Here is a 19,927-nt window from a genome sequence, read left to right on the forward strand (position 1 = left end):
CTCGTGATTCCGACTACTACGGCTCACAGTGAACTTTCATCACCTAGCTAACGCCCATGCCGAGCGCACCCAAATTCTTGTTGGCGATTTTATCGCCTACAAGAAGACTCGTATTTGAGATCGTCGAAGTGGTCTTCTTCGAGGAGCTCAAATCGAGTCGGCAGCGTTCCAGTCCCATATAGCGCCCCGACCCGGAACCGGCATTGAACGTACAACCAAACTACTACCTCAATCCCAGCAACAAAACAACAAAGCTCCACAATCAAATCTCAGCACATCTCAATACTAGCCAAACAATCCCCCACAACACTGGTATCATAAATCTAAGAAGGTGAGATAATGCAAAAACTTTTTTCAATCGGCCAACTAGCAAAAATTTTCAACATCACAATCCCAACATTAAGATATTACGATGAAGTAGGTCTATTGACCCCCGCCAAAGTAGACCCCAACACCAACTACCGCTATTATTTGACCGAACAGTTCGAACGTCTAAACGTCATAACTTATTTAAGAGCTCTGGATCTGTCGGTAGAGTCTATCAAACAATTCTTCCAGGCGCGAGATACGACAAAATTGGAAGACATGTTAATCGAACAAAAAGAGCGAATCAATCAGCAGATCAATGCCCTCAAACAAATCGACCAAAGGATCGATGCCAGATTGAATCAAGTTCATGATGCCGCCAATTCCGTCTTAGAAAAAATCGAATTGGTCGACTTACCAAAAATTCCGATTATCTCCTTAAATGAAGACTATCGTCCTAGTGAAGATATTGAGTTTCCTATTTCTACCTTACGTCGAAAGTATGGCTTGGATAAAAATATTTTTTTAGGAAAAATTGCTTTGACCTTGAGTCGAAAACAATTGCTAGCTAACGAGTTTGATGAGTACAGCAGTTTATTATTGATCTTAGAACCGGGGGATCGTGGAGATGCCACCGGTTATTTGCCAGCTGGAAAATACTTGCGGATGAGATTTCATGGCACCCATCAAACTGCCGGGGAATGTTATCAAAAGCTATTGAAATATTGTCGAGAACATCAATTCGAAATCATTGACGATGCCATCGAAACAGCATTGATCGACTACGGAATTACTGACGATTTTGCTAAATACGTTACTGAAATCAAACTGCCAGTTGAAAAAATCGATTGACCCTCAAGTGACTTGAGAGTTTAATATAAGCAATATCAATACAAAAGGGGAGCATCATGATAGGAACAATTTACAACGTCTGCATGATTTTAGTTGGAAGTGTCATCGGACGTTTCCTGCATAAAGGATTAAAGCCACAATATCAGACAATATTGACTCAAGCCTTAGGACTCGTCGCCATGGTAGTGGGTATCAATGCTGTCGTTGAAAATATGCCCAAAAGTCACTATCCGATCATGTTCATATTAAGTCTAGCGATCGGCGGGGTGATCGGACAGTGGCTTAATATCCAGAAGCACTTCGATCATTTAGTGGGGCGATTTTCCAGTGGGGGCAATTTAGCCGAAGGACTAGCAACTGCTATCTTGCTTTATTGCATCGGTTCGTTATCGATTTTAGGGACGATCCAAGCAGCTTTGAATAAGGATTACACGTTCCTATTCACTAATGGAACACTCGATGGAATAACATCGATCGTCCTGGCATCGACCTTTGGCTTTGGTATTGCCTTGGCAGCCGGAGCTGTCTTAGTCTGGCAAGGAGGTATCTACTTGATCGCGATGATGTTACAAAGCTCTATCAATACAACGATGGTAACCGAGTTAACCATCGTCGGTGGGGTATTGATCTTAGCCTCAGGGTTAGGCCTGCTAGAGATTAAAAAAATCAGTGTTCTGAACTTATTGCCAGCATTGATCGTACCGATAATCGGCGTGATGCTTATCCAAGCATTTTAAGTTCATTGTGTATACAAAACATAAGTTTAATACGATAAAATGTTAATGCATAGACGATATTAATCGACTATGCGTTTTTAATTTGGTTACGGTATACTGTATACAATTGCATCGAAATAGACCTCAGTAAATTCAAATCAACTGTCTTTCAGATAATATCTAATCTTTGTGATCAGATTTTTAGCGAATTACAACTGTTTTATTTAAATGATGTTGACATTTATTAGAAAAAAGCTAATACTCTTTAATAATTAAATAAATTTAGGGAGGCTTTTTTATGAAATATGCAGTTTTAGGCGCAGGTGCCATGGGTTTGAGGTATGGACTCTTGTTGCAGGAAGCAGGCTTCCCTGTTGATTTTGTTGAGATCTGGGATAAATCAGTCGACACTATTAAAGAACAAGGCGGAGTTTACCAGTCCCGTGATCGTCAAAACAAGCATTTAGTACCAGTAAATATTTTTTCACCAGAGGATTATCAAGGTGATCCAGATGTTTGGATCGTCTTTGTTAAACAGATGCAACTGGCAGACGCTTTGAAGCGATGCAAGCATTTATTCAACGACAAGCAATACGTCGTCGCACCGATGAATGGGATCGGTCATGTGGAAAAACTTAACCAGTACTTTGATGCTGACAAAGTCATCAGTGGAACAGCCATGATTGCTACAGTCTTGAACGGACCTGGCGACGTCGATTTTATGGGTGCAGCCGGAGCTGGTTCGATGAAAATCGTTAACCAAAATGAGCAACCTGACGAAATGACCCACAAGATCGTCGACAAATTCACCAAGGCAAATCTTAATCCACAATTAACTACCAACTTCATGGGAACCTTGATGTCAAAGGTTATATTGAACTCAGTATTGAATACACTATGCACAATGTTTGAAATCAGAATGGGCGAATTCATCCAAGCACCAACCGCCGAAAAATTATCTCGCCAGTTGATCAACGAAGCGTTCGACGTCTGTGAACGCGCCGGGATCCAACTACTAAACACGCGAGAAGAAGAGTGGCAAGCAATCAAAACAGCCAGTGAGACCGGCATGCCATTACACTATCCATCAATGTATCAAGATCTCCACAAAAATCGTCCAACCGAAGTCGACTACATCAACGGCTTCATCTACGATTTAGGATTAAAATATCACTACGAAGCATCAACGCACGACTACTTGAGAAATCTAGTTCACTTAGCTGAATTTACCAAGAATTTTGATCCTGATTCATTGTTGACCAAAGAAGAATAACAAAAACCATCCGAAAGGATGGTTTTTTTATTTTGAATTGAAACATATCAATTAGATATCAATTTTCTCAGGGTGTCGCATCTTAACTTGCCGTAATTTATAATAGAATACAACTGAAGATTTTGTTTTGGAAAGTGGTATGAGGATGAATAAATATAGTGCTAGTATGGTTTCACATGCTTTTTGGATGGATGAATTTTCTGAATACATTGATCTGGTAAATGAAGGTATGTCAGAGGAAGAAATTAGAAGTAAAAGCATCGATGACAACTATTTTAAACAGAGTAGTAAATCCAGAGCTCGTGATATGTTCAACGTACTCAGTAAGCGAGTTAATAGTCTGGATAAGGATTTGATAACTTTGTTCCCATCACTGGATATCCAAAATCAACGATTGGTAAATCTGATTTCGATTATGAATATTAATACACTTTTTAAAGAATTCATGTATGAGACATATCGAGATGAATTAATCGTTGGTGATGAAAAATTAAATGATTATGAGGTTGAGGGCTTCTTTAATCAAAAAATGCAGGAAAGTGATCAGGTTGCTCAGTGGACTGAAAAAACCATTGGACGTTTACGTAGTGTGTTTAAGACATTTGTTCGTGAAGCTGGGTTGATGAAGGATCACGGGGACTACGACGATGTTATTAGACCATTGATTGATTTTCGACTTGAAGATTCGTTGAGAACTAACCAAAACAATGAAGCACTAGCAATATTTTTAGGGAGATAATTTAATGAGCACAAAAATCAAATTGGATCATTTGAAAGAGAAGTTGCAAAATAGTGACTTTCAAAATAATCAAGGTTTATCAAATGAAGTCTCTTATTATATTCTCGCCTATGATCCTCAAGACTATCCAATTGTGAGAAAAGAACTAGATGGTATAGAACGTGATTATAACAAAGAAACAATTGGATATGAGGTTAAGGAATTTAACGTCTATCAAATTATGTGGGAAATTTTAGAAAAAAAAGGCATTAAAGATGCAGCAATTGAAATGGAAAAGAAAGACGGCATCGAATATTTGTCAGAACAATTAAATAATGTATTAAGGATGACAAACTCAGATAATGAATTAGTCCAGTATATTGAACAACGAATTGATAGCAGTACAATCATTTTCCTAACTGGTATTGGACAAATTTATCCATTAATACGAGCACATAAAATATTAAATACAATGCACCAGATTATTTCAGATACTCCTGTGGTACTATTTTATCCAGGAAAATATGATAGCTTAAGTCTCAGTATGTTCGGAGAACTTAAAGAAGACAATTATTATCGTGCATTTCAAATAAATTAGGGGAAATTTTAAAATGAAAATTCAAGATATATTTGCCAAGCCAATCGACCGTAATATCAAAGGGGTTATTACGATTGGTGATGACCGAGATGACAACATTAAACAAGAATTAGAAGAATACGTTGTAACTCGTGAGCTGAAAAATCATTTCAATGATTTTTTCCAAGCTTATGTTGAGAGCATCAACAACAATACTACGAATATGGGAGTATGGATATCTGGATTCTTTGGTTCAGGTAAATCTCACTTTCTTAAAATTCTTTCGTACTTGCTAGAAAACCGCGAGGTAAAGGGTAAGCCGGCAATTGATTATTTCTTGGATGACAGTAAAATTGTCGATCCAATTACTATTGATAATATGAAAAAATCCACTGCTATCAATAATGAAGTAATGCTTTTCAACATTGATTCCAAAGCAAGAAGTGGAAACAAGACCCAAAAAGATGCAATTTTAAATGTTTTTTTACAAGTATTCAATGAGCAGCTGGGGTTATCAGGCGAAAGTTTTTGGTTGGCAGATTTAGAGCGCCAGTTAATTAAAGACAATCGCTATGAAGATTTTAAGGATGAATTTACCAAGGTAGATTCTCAGTCAAGAGATTGGGTAGGACACCGAAACGAATATGCTTTTATGACAGGTACAATCAAAGAAACATTGGTTAATATCGGCTTTATGACTGAAGCGGATGCTCAAGGATTCGTCGATAGTTTGTCTTCAGATTATGCAATTAATGTTGAAGACTTTGCCAAGATGGTAAATGAATACATCAAGAAACAATCTGACGATTATCACATGGTATTTTTAATTGATGAAATTGGTCAGTACATTGGTGATTCACAACAAAGAATGCTCAATTTACAAAGTATCGTCGAAGACCTGGGAACATATACACAAGGTAAGGCGTGGGTAATCGTTACAAGTCAGCAAGCAATTGATCAAGTTACTGATAACATCAATGGACAAGATTTTTCGAAGATTCAGGGTCGTTTCCATACAAGAATTTCTATGTCTTCTGCAAACGTTGACGAAGTTATCAAGAAACGTTTATTAACAAAAACTTCAGAGAGTCAATCAGCTCTCGAAAATACATACAATGATGAACAACATTCTATTAATAATTTGATTGATTTTGACGGAGATGTTGAAAGAAAGAAATATGATAATGCATCAGCCTACTCAGAAGTTTATCCATTTGTTCCTTATCAATTTGTGCTTTTACAAGAAACCTTAACTGCTATCCGTGAAAATGGTTCTGATGGAAAACATTTAGCTGAAGGGGAACGTTCGATGTTGGCTGTTTTCCAAGAGTCAGCCCAATACTTTGAAAACAGAGATATTAGATCACTGATTCCATTTAGTGTTTTCTTCAGAGGCTTGGAACAATTTTTGGATCACACCCATGCCATCGTTATTCAACACGCCATTGATAACGAAAAAATTAATCCAAACAAAGAAGTTAAACCATTCGCAGTAGAAGTTTTAGAGACTTTGTTCATGGTCAAATACGTGAAGAACTTTGATGCAACACTTAATAACGTTACGACTTTAATGATTGACTCAATTGATACTGATCGTATTGAATTGGAAAATAAGGTTAAAAAGGCTTTAGCTGTGCTCATTAATCAAGAGCTAGTTGAAAAGACAGTTCATGGCTATGAATTCTTGACCGATGCTGAGCAAGACATCAGTAAGCAAATTAACAAACAAAATGTTGATGCTGCAGAAATCTCAAGAAGCATTGGTGATCAATTATTTGCTGGGAGTAATATTTCTAGGAAGTTTGTTTATCCTAAATTAAATAATCAATATACATTCTCATTTAATCCATACGTTGACGACTATCCTGTTGCCTCAACTATTAATGAGATGAGCATTAGAATATTTACATCTGAAAGTGATTATCATAGGGATGAATCAAGTCTAACGAGAATTTCTGCTGATCCATCGCAATTATCTGTAGTAGTCGATATGCCTGAAGATGATTCATATATCGAAGACATGCGTCAAGCGATTAAGATCAGAAAATTCGCTCTTGAAATCAATAATAATTTAAGTGACTCTCGCTCACAAAAGATTTTTGAAATGAAGAAAACTGAGCGAGGAACTCTAAATGCCAAAGCTTCAAGTGAATTATTGACGTCACTTCAAAACGCTGATATTTATGTAAATGGTAAAAAGATGACGAATAATGGTAAAGATTTTTATAAGCGATTGGCTGATGCTGAAGAGGCTTTAATCGATGATGTTTACCGGAGTTTTAGTTATATTGAAGTAACAAAAAATGAAAAAGATATTATCAATCTATTTAAGAATGATGAATTGAAAGTCAAAACGACAGAAAATGAACAAGCAAAACAAGCTATTCTAGATCATATTACACGTTCATTTGACGGTCGGAGCAAACTCTCTTATAAATCCATTTTGGATAAATTTAGTCATATTCCATATGGATATATCGATGTTGATATCAAATGGCTAGTTGCTTCACTTTATGTAAATTCAAAGATTAAGCTTTATGTCAACAATGCTCCAGTTAGTTTGAACTTTACTTCAGACGATGTCGAAATTGCGAAATACTTTACGAAAAAGACTTACGTGGATAAGGTTCAATTTGAACCTCGCCGGGAGATTTCAGCAACGAAGAAAAAGGACCTTGAAGAAATAGCTGATGAAGTTTTCAATAAGAGAACTTTTTCAAATGATGAAGACGACACCGTAATGAATGAACTCAAATCTAAAGTAAAAAAGGATTTGAAAAATCTTGAGTTGTATCAAGTAAAGCCAAATTACTACCCTGGTAAGAATTTTATCGAAACTGGGATTAGTATGTTGCGTAAACTAAATGACACTCCAGACACAGATAATTTTTATGATTATGCCAGCAAAATAAAGGATGATCTTTTAGATTGGCATGATGACATGGATGAATTTGGTATTTATGAGTTTTACCAAAGTGAAACACAACAAGAAATTTGGGAAGTAGCTCATCGAAAACTAGATATTTATAATAATTCCAAGGACTTTATTACAGGTGTAGAATTACCTGATATTGTTGAAGATATTGAACAGATTGTTAATTCAAACAAGCCGCAAGATAAGATTCATCAATTGAAAGATTTAAGTACTCAGTTTGATAATCAATATAACTTGGAATTTGATAGGAAGCTTGATTCTATTAAGGGTGACATTGAGATCGAACGTCAAAATGTTTTAGATTACGCCGAAAAGAATGAAACTATTGATCAACTCAAAGCTAAAATCAATCAAAGATTCGACAGTTTTATCAAAGAAGCCGAAGATTCAATTAACTTGGATAAGTTAGTGGTTGTTAAAGACAAAGTACTCCCAGTTGGATCGCGTTTTAGAGAAGACACAGATCGTGTTGTTGCAAAACGCATGGAAGCTGAGCGTGCTGAGAAACTAGCTAAAATCGAGGCAGAACGTCGCAAAAATAATGAGAATCAATCTGATACAACTGGTGATACAAGCCTGCCTGAAGAAGAAACACGAACGGTATCTCCAGAGAGTAAGACGAAGCCGGCTAGACACATTAGCATTAGATCTTTGCAAATACCAAAGAATTGGCCACTTAAGAATGAAGACGACGTTGATGAACAGTTATCATTGTTGAAAAAAGTATTGATGAAGGAATTAAAAGACAATAATGACAATATTAATTTGAGTCTTTAATATTAGAAGGAAGTTTAAATGGATAAAAATGCAATTAAGAGATTTGCCATAAACGCTCGTACAGAATTATTAAAATCCGTCAAAGGACAAGCCAGCCTAATTGGTATTATTGAAAAGGGTATTGAAGAAAAATTACCAACTTCAACTAGTGAAATTGAATATTATGTAGATGATTCCTATCCACTAATTGGAAAAGATATTCAAAAAAGAAAGAAATTAGTTAATGAACTAAATTCTCGTGCCAAAAAGAATGATTATCAGGCTGCTTTCAGGGATGTTGTGGAAGAAGTTGCTTACACTTGGTTTAACAGAATAGTTGCCATCAGATTCATGGAAGTAAATGATTATTTACCTAGTAGAACTAGAGTATTATCAAGTACTCAAAACCGTAATGAGCCAGATATTATGTTTGATCCATTATCACTAGAAGGTGATTTAGGTGTGTTTTCTGATGAAGATCGTCAACTAGTGAATGAAGCTTGGGATTCTGAAGATCCAATCAAGATGGATGCATTGTATAAGATGTTATTTATCAAGCAAGCAAACGCTCTGAACAAGAATCTACCTTATTTGTTCGAAAAAACTAATGATTATGCAGAATTATTGTTCACTCCAAGCTATAATCATGGCGTTGTCAAAGACATCGTTACTGATATTTCTGAGAGTGATTTTGATGTTTCTCAGGGTGGTCAGGTTGAGATTATTGGTTGGATTTATCAGTATTACAATACGGAACTCCATGATGAAGTCGTAAATATTAGTGGAGGATCAGTCAAGAAAAGTGATATACCCGCTGCGACTCAGCTATTTACAACAGATTGGGTTGTTCGGTACATGGTCGACAATTCATTAGGCAAATACTGGTTAGAACGCCATCCAGAGAGTAAATTAAAAAATAGTTTGGCGTTCCTTCTACCAGAAAACATCAAGCCGATTTCTGATCCAATGCAAGTTCAAGACATCAAGTTTGTTGATAATGCCATGGGCTCAGGACACGTTTTGATTTATGCATTTGATGTGTTGATGCAGATTTATTTAGAAGAAGGTTACTCTGAAAGAGAAGCCGCTAAACAGATTATTACGAAGAATTTGTATGGTCTTGAAATTGATAACAGAGCATATCAATTAGCAGCATTTTCTGTAATGATGAAGGCAAGACAGTATAACCGCCGAATTTTAAAAAATGGAGATATTGAGCCAAATCTTCATGTATATATCGATACAAATGATGTTTCACCAGAATTATTGGATTTAATTCCGGAGCAATTTAGAACAGAGCTAAGCGAATTAGTCGGTTTATTTGATAATGCAAAAGAACTTGGCTCAATTATTCAAATAGACAAAACATACGATTACGAGCAACTAGAATCTGTCGTAAATGACGTTGATGAGTCAGGGATTGATTTATATCGGATTCAGTATTCAAAACACGTACTTTTGCAAATGCTAGAACTAGCTGAAGTGATTAGCAGAAAATATGACGTCGTAGTCACTAATCCACCGTATTTGAATAAAATGGACAAAAAACTAAAGAAGTATGTCAAGAATCGTTATGCTGACTATTCTGGAGATTTATTTTCCGTTTTTATTTACAACAACATCACATGGTTGAAACCAAACGGATATGCAGGATTTATGACACCATTTGTATGGATGTTCATTAAAACTTACGAAAAACTCAGAACATATATAGTACAAAACAAAGAGATATCCAGTCTAATTCAGATGGAATATTCAGCATTTGAAGAGGCAACTGTGCCCATTAACACTTTCGTAATTAAAAATTCACAGCCTGAAAATAATCTAGGAGTTTATATTAAGCTATCTGATTTTAAGGGTGGTATGGATGTACAAAAAGAAAAAGTACTGGAAGCTATATCCGATGACAGTTGCAAATATCTTTATCGAACTAATCAAGCGAACTTTTCAAAAATTCCTGGTAGTCCGATTGCTTATTGGGCAAATAAGAATATCATTAAAATTTTCTCTCATTCAAAAAAATTAATTGATATTAGTCCTGCTCTTCGTGGTTTAACTACAGGAAATAATTTAAAATTTATCAGAAATTGGTGGGAGGTTTCATTCAGTGATATTGATTTCGGACAAAAAAGAATAACGAATAATTTACAAAAACGTTGGTATCCATATAACAAAGGTGGCAAAAGCAGATTTTGGTATGGTAATAATGAATTAATTGTTGATTTTCAGAATATGGGAGAAACTATTAAAACATATGGTGAATTACACAATAATGCATACGGATTTCAGGGAAAAGGACATTATTTTCAAGAAGGCATCACATGGACTGCATTAACAAGTTCTAGGAATTCATTTCGCTATAGTCCATCCGGAAGAATATTCGATTCAAACAAGGGACCAATGATTTTTCCAAAAGATACACGTGATATTTTATCTTTGCTGAGCTTATTCAATTCAAAAGTTATGGATTATTTGACAAGTATAATAAATCCAACAATCTCATTACAAAATGGAGATATGAATAATATTCCTATAGTTATTAATTCCAATTTGAGCATTAATCAAATAAGTAAAAATAGCATTCATCTTTCTAAAAAAGATTATGATGATTTTGAACTATCCAGTGATTTTAACAAACATCCAATGATTCCTGCCATCGATGATGATAAACGATCAGAGATTAATGGTAGTCTAAAAAATGCTTTCAATATTTGGAAAAAAGAAGCTCAAGATAGATTTGACCAACTAAAATCAAATGAAGAGGAATTGAACAAAATTTTTATAGATCTATATGGTCTACAAGATGAGTTAACACCAGAGGTTGAAGATACAGATGTGTCAGTTCGTCTTGCAGACGAAGTTAGAGACATTAAGTCATTCTTGTCATATTTTGTTGGTGTTGTATTTGGAAGATATTCCCTGGATACCGAAGGGTTAGCATTTGCTGGTGGAAATTGGGATACGTCTAAATACAAGACTTTTGTGCCAAATGACGATAATATTTTGTTGCTGAATGATTATAAGTATTTTGATGATGAACGTGATATCATCAACCGCCTAAAAGAATTCTTGTCAGTAACATTTGGCGCAAATAATGTTGACGAGAATATTTCCTATATTGCCTCTGTTGTTGGTAAAAAAGCCAATGATGACGAGTCAGCAATTAGAAAATATTTTGTGGATGATTTCTTCAAGGATCATAAGAAGGTTTACCAGAAACGTCCAATTTATTGGGAATTCTCAAGTGGACGTGAGGATGGATTTAAAGCATTGATGTACCTGCATCGATATGACGAAGATGAGCTGGCAATGATCAGAACCAACTACCTACATCCATTGCAAGGTAGATATGAATCATATTTGAATCAATTACATCAGCTACTCGAATCCGAAACGGTAACTAAAGAGAAGAAGCGTTTAGAAAAACAAATCAATCACGTAACAAAACAACTTGCAGAAATTAAGAAATATGATCCGTTGATTCAACATTTAGCTAATGAAAAGATTTCATTAAATTTGGATGATGGAGTGGTTGTAAATTACGACAAGCTTCAAAATGGAGAACATATTCTAACTAAGTACAACTAAAAAAGCTTTTCCGAGAAATCGGAAAAGCTTTTTTATGTTCCAACAAATGTGCCAATTATTTTGTAGCCATATTTAAGATAGAAACTATCTTATTTTGATCCTGAGATTGTAGTTCTCGAATGATATGTAAGTAGGTTGATTGCGTTGTCGTAATGTTACTATGTCCCAATCTGCGAGACACAGAAAGGATACTAACCCCTTTATAAAGCAAGATTGAGGCATGCGTATGTCGTAGACCATGAAAAGTAATCCTTGGAATATTGAGGTCATCAAGCTTGTATGTTAAGGCTTTGTTAATTTCAGCACTTACCATAACATGCTGTCTTTTATACATAAAAATAGGCATGTGCTGTTTAGGTGAATTTGACTGTATAAATGTATTGAGATATGTAACTGTATTCCGATCAATCGCGATTTTTCTTATGGATGATTTAGTTTTAGTTCTCATAAAACCTGTCTTATATTTGTAGTCCCATGTTTTAGTGACATTGATATAACGATTGTTAAAATCAATATCATCAGTGGTTAACCCAACAATCTCTCCGTATCTCATTCCCGTAACTGCAGCAACGTAAATGATCGTATCATCGATTCTTCTGGGGTTGAGATTGCTAATTAGTTTTGACCAATTCTCGTAACTGAGCACTTTGTTGGTTTTTGGACGTTCGACCCCGGTGATAACTGCCTTTCTCGTTGGATCAGAAAGGATGATTCGTTCATCTAAAGCTTCTAGCAAGCAAGCACGTACTTGTTTATGAAAACAAGATACGGTCCTTTTAGCGTGATTTCTCGCAAAGTAGTTTAGTCCTTCCTGATAGCGTAATTTAGTAATTTCTTTTAATTTTAAATTGCCAAAAATTTCATAAATGTGTTTGCCTGTATTTTCGTACTTGTTGAATGTAATTGGTGTTACATTATTTTTCTTGAAAACGTTGATCCAACGATGATAATAATTGACAAGTGACTCCTCATTTGATTTTGCACTGGAAAGATTGGGGTATTCTAATTGCATCTGACTGGCAGCTAATACGGCATCTGATTTGTGTTCAAAACCAGATTTGCGAAGTTTCTTATATTTTCCGAATTGATCCTTATAGGAGATTTCGTACTGCCAAACTTTACCACGTTTACGATAACTGACCATTATTTTTCACCTCCTACAGGAACAATTGTCACAAATTTGGCACATAGACAATTGTAGCGTATGGGAAATATATTAAATAATTGTTTATCATCAGCGATGTTATTCAACAAAGGATGTCTTGCAAATCTCCAAGATATTTCAAATTTATTCCAATCATTCTTAGATAGCTGGATATTCTCCATTGAAACCTTTTCAATTTTTTGATTTGTACATTGTTTGTTAGGCAGAATTTTAAAATAACCGGTGGAGAGACTAATTGTTGGATTTATCATTTTAATCAAATATTCACCTACAGGCGAATTCATATACGCCAGAATATAAAGTAAATTTGAATCATTTGAATATGCACTTTGACCCTTTGCATTTTGAATACATCCTTTAGGCCTGAATCGTAAACTGAACTTTGAGCTGTTTACATCTGACCAAGTAATTGCTTGATCAAAATAATGGGACTTACCATCATGGCGAAATCCTTTTTTTGTATGCATTAATTTAATAGAGTTAGAATCATACCAAATAACATATTGGATGTTCCCATACCATTTCCTATACTTTCCACCCTTATCCAGTGGATACCACTTGTATTCAGAAGTTATATTTGAACAATTAAAGCCAATGGACCAATATTTTATTTCAAACCAACGCTTAAGAAAAAGATCATTATCACCAGTAGTAATTCCCTGAGCTGTTTCAACGTAGTCACCAATCTTCTTCTCATTCAAAAAATCATCTATTACACTGGGTGAGGCCCAATAAGCAATCGGACTACCAGGAATTTTTGAAAAGTTCGCTTGATTAGTTCGATAAAGATATTTTACCTGTGGATTTCCCACCGCCTCTAAATATGCCGTTTCCTTTTTATCCTGCGAATTATAATCTACTAGTCTTTCGTAAGTACCGATGTATTCAGGTAATTGTTTATTTTGAAATACAAAGGCTGTGGATTGAACTACTTCTCCACCGATATCTTCAAACGCTCGTGTACCTAAATGTGCCATGTTTATTAAGGTATCATTTGTTAACTCGTTCCGGAGCTTCTCAAAACTAGAAAGAAACATCCAAGAATGCATTGTTATCAACGCATAATATCCATTTTGTTTTGTCAGTTCTTTTGTCCGTTCCATAAATGTAGCAAATAAATCAGACTTACCATTTGGATAATTCTTACCAACATATTTTGAAAGGTTTGAATTCATTTTTCCAGACCCCATGTATGGTGGATTAGTAACGTTTATTGTGTATTTAGAACTTAGTATTCGTGCAACATTTAGAATTTCAATTAATTCTTTTGAGCGTTGTTCTGTTTCAATCGCATTGAATGATAATTGGCCAATTTTGTCGTCTTGACAGACTTTTTTTAGTTTCTCCCAATCAACGTTCCCCGCAAAGTGAATCAATGACCCGTAATTGTTACCATTCTTAAACGTCTCGATTACATTCTTTAACAGATTTAGGGTATCTTGATCAACAAAGTCAGAAAATACTTTGTAATCCAAGTCGTCATATTCTGGAATATCAAAAACTTTAGGTTTGATATCTGATGATAATATCCGTCGATTATACTTTCTTGCCTGCATCATTATTGAAAAATACGAGAGTTGAAATGCCCTTGTATCGATGTCTAAACCGAATATATTGTTCTCTAAAATAGAAATTGTTGCTTCTCTTTTAGAATATCCTTCACTAATATAAATTTGCATAAACACTTCGAAGGCATACACCAAAATATGGCCTGATCCCATGGACACATCAATCAGAGACACATCTGAAATTTTGGTATCTGTTAGATTTTCACTGTCATTATTTAACTTAACTTGTACAGCACTAGACTGCTCTGCTGATGGCATAAAATACTTCCATCCGAATTGAGTAGCAAGATCTATTGGAGAATTTTCACTTCCTTTTGCTCTCAAGACATTTATCCAATATCTTCCTAAAGAATTTTCAACGAGATACTTTACAATCCAATCTGGTGTAAATAATTGAGTGACAGCTGGAATGTCAGATTCGTTGTATTTTTTCTTCTTTAAAACTTGTTCCTTGAGATCAGTATTGTAATACTGATAAATCCAACCAATGATCTCAACCTGACCACCTTGAGAAACATCAAAATCACTCTCAGAAATATCCGTAACGATATCTTTAACAACCCCATGATTATAGCTTGGAGTGAACGATAATAAAAAAACAGAATAAGGATTTTATCCTTACTCTGCATCGTGTTTACTGTAATTTAAAAATGTGTTTTGCAATTCCTTACTGTCTTCTTTGCCTATTGAAGCTAAAAATTGTTGGTAATCTTTTAGACGGTTTTGAGGAATAGACGTGTGTGTGGTCTCATTATCGTTATATTGATTCAATCCCCAATCAATAAAGAGGGAAGTCAATTCGTCAGAAATTCTGATGTCGCGTTCATGTATCTCTTCTAATTTCCATTGATCAGTTGTTGTACTCAAATTCTTTACCACTTGAATATCAGACTCGGAATAGATTTCCTTTTTCTTCAAGAAATAATCGTTGCTTGCGACGATATTAAGTTTTTTCTCGAATGGGATTTTATTTCCGATGTGTTCTACTAATTCTTTAACTTCTTTGTCGGATACTTCTGGAAAATAGGTTGATTGCCATTTTTGTGGCAATATGTGTTCAATTTGCCAGTTGATAGGTAAAAGGATATCTTGTTTTTGATATGCAATGATTTTCAAAATCATGCGCACAGTATTTCTATGTGCATTTTTTAATGTGGAATTTCAAGTTCTCTTCATCAATCATCGCAAATTCAAATTTTGGTTGTGGTGATTTTACTATTTCTGCATTTAAGTTCAATATACTGGCTTTCACAGCATTAACGGTGGGTGTGACAATATATCTTGCTGCCAAGACTGCGAGAAGCTTTCTTAGAAATTTCAAAAAGTTTTCTTCAAAGTTATCATCATTATGGTATTCGAAATAATAAATAATAACGGGATATTTCCAATATTCATTTGGATATGATTTAAGTGAATCTAGAGTTTTTCGAATGTTTTTGTTTTTTGACCATGATTCGTTATCCAATTGTATCCTGTTGTTTACAACTATCCATAAATTAAGAATAACTCTTAAATTATCCATGATATTTCTATCGTAAAGTTTTGCAAAATCGTTTTTTGAATAATACTTCCTAATACCAGGGGTTGTTGATTTGCGGTCATTTTCCAAAGCACGTAGGTAAAACATGTAATAGTAAAATAGCTTTTGGATGCTCTCGCTGCATTCGATTGCTTCATCGTTCAATTTTTGCCAATTCTCGATGAAATTTACTTTTTGATCATCAGTTAAATGATTATAAATTTTTGCTTTGAATATATCTGCGTCAGATAATGCAAGTCCACGGTCATTTAATGTTGAAAAAATTGTTAAAGCTGTATCTTGTGAATCAGCAGTAATTGGTAATAATATCGCTTTATTTAAAGTGTTTCGGATAAGCCAGAAGAATGCTTCTGGTTCTTTACTTGCGTAGTCTTCAACGAGCTTAACCATTTGAAGATAGTTTTTAGAATAATTATCTTTGGCATTTTCGTCCGCTTTACCATCAACTAAAATATCATTGAAAGTCTTATTTCCATCGTCACCCATTACTTTAGAAACAATCAGAGTTTTTTCAAAATTTGCTTCAGCAGTTAATTCATCTTGTTCCCATAATGAAGATTCTATTTGAGCTTTAAAATTAGCTGTTTTATTACTTTGTTGCATACTACTCAATTTGTTGTACATGGCACGAAGCAACAAGAATAAGGTAGTTATTCTTTGTTGGCCGTCGATTATTTCTTGCTGATTATTATCATTTTCGTATGAAACCACAGTTCCTAAGAAATAGTCACTGTCGAGCTTTGATTTGGTGTATTCTACTAAATCATCAAACAGTGTTTGAATTTGTTCGTCAGACCAAGCATATGGGCGTTGGTATTCTGGAATAACAAATAATTTGTCCTTTCCAGTTTCTAAAAGTTGTTTAACGCTTTGTTTATTTACTTCGATTGTTGTTGTCATTGATTTCTCCAATTTCTTACCTAACTAATATATTCTAATATTTACTTTAACAACACAAGGCAATTCAATAATTTAATGCGATGTTGTATCATTAGAGAGATAGAAAATTAAAGTGAGGCACTAGCATGGCTGATGTCAAGAATGAAAAGATAATAGACAATTTAACAAGAAAATTTAAAAGGGGAAGTCGTTTCGTCTTTTGGTATGACGATCATGGTGAATTTTTAGATGAGATACCTGATATTTCAAAGGGACTTGCTGGAGTAGCAGATGTTGAAATTCTTCGAGTAGGGGAACAATTGAAAATGAAGAGTAAGTTGTTGTCAGCCCCAGCTGATGAAAAATTTCTAATATACTCTCCAGAAAAGCAACCGTATCTTGAAGAAAATCATCTTCGAGATATTTTTCTTTACTCAGATAGTTTTACTGCAGATGCACAAGAAATAATTCGTCGTGATCTTAATTTGCCTGAGAAGTTACGTTCTTTTGTGAAGGTACATGCCAAATTTTTCGGCAGCAAGGAACGACGTAATAAGTTTTCTAAGTATGAACTATCTAGTTTTGAAAAAACTCCTGAGATGGCAATTTTAGCCAGTCTGGTGAATTCTAAGCGGATAGTGGTTAGTTACTTTGATATTTTACGTATAGTTTTATGTGACGATATTGAAGATAATCCCTTTTTAGAGGAATTCGCAAAGTATGATGTTTTAGATTCTTTTTGGGATTACGCTAGAAAGATTTTTGGATACAATGAGGAAAATCCAACATTGTTAAGACTAGCAGCATCATTATTTCTAACTGAGACTTATCATCAGATGGGAATGGAAATGCCAGAAAAGACTTCATCGTACAATTTAATGACTAAGTATCCAAATGTAAGTACCTTTATTAATCAATTTAGTAATTTTAATTTTATGGATGAAGATAAGTTTGAGAAAGTTGCTCAGCAGGTTTGGAATTTAGTTGATGGGGAATCCTTATTCTTGGATGTCGATAGGGATGATATTGTTAAGTCATCAGTCTTTCCAATCTTTGATCGAATGATTCTCATTTGGGAACAGGATAGGTTGCTACAACATGATTTTGAAACACGGCTGAATGAGGAAAGCTTCCCAGAAGTTGTGAAAAATCGATTAGAAATGCATTTTGGTTATAAGTACAAAGATTATTATTTGATGATGGAAAGTGCTTGGAATCTACTTTCAACGATTAGATCTCACCCAGCAAATACCACTCAAGATATGATTGATGAGTATGTTAAAGATGGATATTTGGTTGATATGTATTATCGTCAGTTCATCCTGAATTACCAAAAATCTGGGATGAAGGAAAATTTCATCAAAACTAAGATGCTAGTTGAACGTGAATACTCTGATGGATACTTGAACAATTACATTTCTTCTTGGACAGAAAAACTAAATTATCGTAATTTGTCCAGTCGCCATTTACAACGTAACTTCTACGAGAATTATGTTAAGCCTGAGACTAATAGAATCGTAGTAATCATTTCTGATGCCTTTAGATTTGAAGCTGCAAAGGAATTGCAGGATGACTTATCTATGGACGATCAAATAACAGGTCAGGAAATGGATTATATGATTACAGGGCTTCCTTCAGTAACCTATATGGGGATGCCAGCATTACTACCTAACAAGCGTCTAGAATTGACGAATAAGAAATTATTAGTTGATGGTGTAGAAGCAACTAATCGTGAAAAACGGGAAAAAATACTAGTAGCTGCTAACTCTAATAGCGCGGCATATGCGCTGGATGATTTAAAGGGTGCATCATCTAGAGAAATCAAACAATTGTTTGTTAATAAGCAAGTTGTATACATCTACCATAATCAGATCGATGCTATTGCTGACAATAAAAAAACTGAAGACGATGTTTTCAAAGCCACATCTGAAGCTATTCAAGAAATAAAAGGTTTGATTTCAAGATTAAGAACTAATGGAGTTAGTCAATTTTTTGTAACTTCAGATCACGGTTATATATATCGAGATGAAACGTTAACAGATGCAGACAAAATAGCTGAGGAAGTTTATCATGACGATTGGAAATCACAACGATATATTGTTTCTGATAGTAAGATCAACGAACCTGGAATTGGAGAGCAGAAGTTGTCAGACATCTTAAATAATGATGACAAGCGCTTTGTTTATTATCCAGAAACGGCAAACGTTTTTAAATCGGCAGGGTCATTTAATTATGTCCATGGTGGGGCATCATTGCAGGAAATGATTGTGCCGTTGCTTAAAATCAAAGCAACTTCAAGTAAATCTCAAGCCCAGGACGTTGATTTGAGATTATTAAGTAGCAATCGAAATATTACTTCACTTGAAGTTAAAGTTCGATTATTACAGGAAGCTCCAATCGATTCAATGTATAGAGCAACGGTATATAATGTTTATTTTGTTGATGAGGAAAATGAGCCAATTTCTGCTAAACAAACGATCAATGCAAATTCCACTGAGACTGGGGTGGAAGCTAGAATGAATGATATTACCATCAATTTAATCGATCAACAATATGATAAGAGTAAGCATTATTATCTGGTAATAGAAAATACAAATACTGGAGAGGGCCTTACAACTGAGTATCAAATGGATATAGCCGGTCTTTCACCTTTTGATTTTTAACACAAAATTCGTTGTGCTTTTCATGACAACATAATTCATTTTTAAAGCAATATTTCGTATTCGCCAGTTAAAATCGAAATGTTGCTTTTTTTCTGCACCATGACCAAATCAAAAATACAAGAAGGTAGTGTAAGACAATCAATGGAGTAATAATGAATTGATTTCTTGTACTATGTTTTGATTCCTAAAAATAACCTTGAGATAGACAAGTAAAAAATAGGACGCACAAAAAGTGCCATTTTGATCAAAAAGCATTGGTAAAACTCAAACAAAAAAAGATATTTTATTTCCTCTATCTAGGTGGAGGGGCGGGGCGCTATATGGGCTCAGCCGCGAAATTTCACTTAGGTTTACCGCTTAGTGAAAGACCCAGCTTTGAAACAAGCGAGCG

Annotated in this window: 11 protein-coding genes and 1 pseudogene; 8 read left to right on the forward strand and 4 right to left on the reverse strand. The window is 34.8% G+C overall.

Going from position 1 to position 19,927, the window contains the following annotated elements:
* Positions 1-339: 339 nt before the first annotated feature.
* From EKM78_RS06150 to pglX (EKM78_RS06180), 7 genes are all read left to right on the forward strand, one after another.
* Positions 340-1,158, forward strand: coding sequence for a MerR family transcriptional regulator (locus tag EKM78_RS06150; protein ID WP_125770434.1), 819 nt, complete (start codon positions 340-342; stop codon positions 1,156-1,158).
* Positions 1,159-1,214: 56 nt separating this feature from the next.
* Positions 1,215-1,895 carry a DUF554 domain-containing protein gene (locus tag EKM78_RS06155; protein ID WP_125770436.1) on the forward strand — a complete coding sequence of 227 codons (681 nt, stop codon included), beginning with the start codon at positions 1,215-1,217 and terminating at the stop codon, positions 1,893-1,895.
* Positions 1,896-2,172: 277 nt separating this feature from the next.
* Entirely contained in the window at positions 2,173-3,147 is a 975-nt protein-coding gene (locus EKM78_RS06160) for a ketopantoate reductase family protein (RefSeq protein WP_125770438.1), read from the forward strand.
* A gap of 145 nt (positions 3,148-3,292) precedes the next feature.
* Positions 3,293-3,886 carry a DUF1819 family protein gene (locus EKM78_RS06165; protein WP_164507220.1) on the forward strand — a complete coding sequence of 198 codons (594 nt, stop codon included), beginning with the start codon at positions 3,293-3,295 and terminating at the stop codon, positions 3,884-3,886.
* A 4-nt stretch (positions 3,887-3,890) separates the two neighbouring features.
* Positions 3,891-4,463 carry a DUF1788 domain-containing protein gene (locus EKM78_RS06170; RefSeq protein WP_125770442.1) on the forward strand — a complete coding sequence of 191 codons (573 nt, stop codon included), beginning with the start codon at positions 3,891-3,893 and terminating at the stop codon, positions 4,461-4,463.
* A gap of 13 nt (positions 4,464-4,476) precedes the next feature.
* On the forward strand, positions 4,477-8,154 hold the full coding sequence (brxC, locus tag EKM78_RS06175; RefSeq protein ID WP_125770444.1) for a BREX system P-loop protein BrxC: 3,678 nt from the start codon (positions 4,477-4,479) through the stop codon (positions 8,152-8,154).
* Between the two features lie 18 nt (positions 8,155-8,172).
* Positions 8,173-11,721, forward strand: a complete 3,549-nt coding sequence (gene pglX / locus EKM78_RS06180) for a BREX-1 system adenine-specific DNA-methyltransferase PglX (protein ID WP_125770446.1) — start codon at positions 8,173-8,175, stop codon at positions 11,719-11,721.
* A 55-nt stretch (positions 11,722-11,776) separates the two neighbouring features.
* On the opposite strand, the gene EKM78_RS06185 is transcribed toward pglX (EKM78_RS06180), so the two are convergent.
* The 4 genes and pseudogenes from EKM78_RS06185 to EKM78_RS06195 form a co-directional block, all read right to left on the reverse strand.
* Positions 11,777-12,865 carry a site-specific integrase gene (locus tag EKM78_RS06185; RefSeq protein WP_125770447.1) on the reverse strand — a complete coding sequence of 363 codons (1,089 nt, stop codon included), beginning with the start codon at positions 12,863-12,865 and terminating at the stop codon, positions 11,777-11,779.
* A pseudogene (gene pglX, locus EKM78_RS06190) lies at positions 12,865-15,012 on the reverse strand (BREX-1 system adenine-specific DNA-methyltransferase PglX); the annotation flags it as partial. The gene EKM78_RS06185 and the pseudogene pglX (EKM78_RS06190), both read right to left, overlap by 1 nt.
* A 60-nt stretch (positions 15,013-15,072) precedes the next feature.
* Positions 15,073-15,570: an HNH endonuclease family protein gene (locus EKM78_RS12960; protein ID WP_211334340.1), complete on the reverse strand. Its 498-nt coding sequence runs from the start codon at positions 15,568-15,570 to the stop codon at positions 15,073-15,075.
* Between the two features lie 19 nt (positions 15,571-15,589).
* Complete coding sequence (locus tag EKM78_RS06195; RefSeq protein WP_211334341.1) at positions 15,590-16,894, reverse strand: DUF262 domain-containing protein; 1,305 nt, start codon at positions 16,892-16,894, stop codon at positions 15,590-15,592.
* Between the two features lie 125 nt (positions 16,895-17,019).
* On the opposite strand from EKM78_RS06195, the gene pglZ reads away from it, so the two are divergent.
* Positions 17,020-19,536, forward strand: coding sequence for a BREX-1 system phosphatase PglZ type A (pglZ, locus tag EKM78_RS06200; RefSeq protein WP_125770451.1), 2,517 nt, complete (start codon positions 17,020-17,022; stop codon positions 19,534-19,536).
* The last annotated feature ends 391 nt before the right edge of the window (positions 19,537-19,927 follow it).

The organism is Companilactobacillus furfuricola (genome assembly GCF_003946325.1).
GTDB classification, from domain to species: Bacteria; Bacillota; Bacilli; order Lactobacillales; family Lactobacillaceae; genus Companilactobacillus; species Companilactobacillus furfuricola.

What these genes read in the sequence shown, in the direction of transcription:
- EKM78_RS06150 (WP_125770434.1), top strand. Translation starts at nt 340, where the DNA reads ATGCAAAAACTTTTTTCAATCGGCCAACTAGCAAAAATTTTCAACATC.
- EKM78_RS06155 (WP_125770436.1), top strand. Translation starts at nt 1,215, where the DNA reads ATGATAGGAACAATTTACAACGTCTGCATGATTTTAGTTGGAAGTGTC.
- EKM78_RS06160 (WP_125770438.1), top strand. Translation starts at nt 2,173, where the DNA reads ATGAAATATGCAGTTTTAGGCGCAGGTGCCATGGGTTTGAGGTATGGA.
- EKM78_RS06165 (WP_164507220.1), top strand. Translation starts at nt 3,293, where the DNA reads ATGAATAAATATAGTGCTAGTATGGTTTCACATGCTTTTTGGATGGAT.
- EKM78_RS06170 (WP_125770442.1), top strand. Translation starts at nt 3,891, where the DNA reads ATGAGCACAAAAATCAAATTGGATCATTTGAAAGAGAAGTTGCAAAAT.
- brxC (WP_125770444.1), top strand. Translation starts at nt 4,477, where the DNA reads ATGAAAATTCAAGATATATTTGCCAAGCCAATCGACCGTAATATCAAA.
- pglX (WP_125770446.1), top strand. Translation starts at nt 8,173, where the DNA reads ATGGATAAAAATGCAATTAAGAGATTTGCCATAAACGCTCGTACAGAA.
- EKM78_RS06185 (WP_125770447.1), bottom strand. Translation starts at nt 12,865, where the DNA reads ATGGTCAGTTATCGTAAACGTGGTAAAGTTTGGCAGTACGAAATCTCC.
- EKM78_RS06195 (WP_211334341.1), bottom strand. Translation starts at nt 16,894, where the DNA reads ATGACAACAACAATCGAAGTAAATAAACAAAGCGTTAAACAACTTTTA.
- pglZ (WP_125770451.1), top strand. Translation starts at nt 17,020, where the DNA reads ATGGCTGATGTCAAGAATGAAAAGATAATAGACAATTTAACAAGAAAA.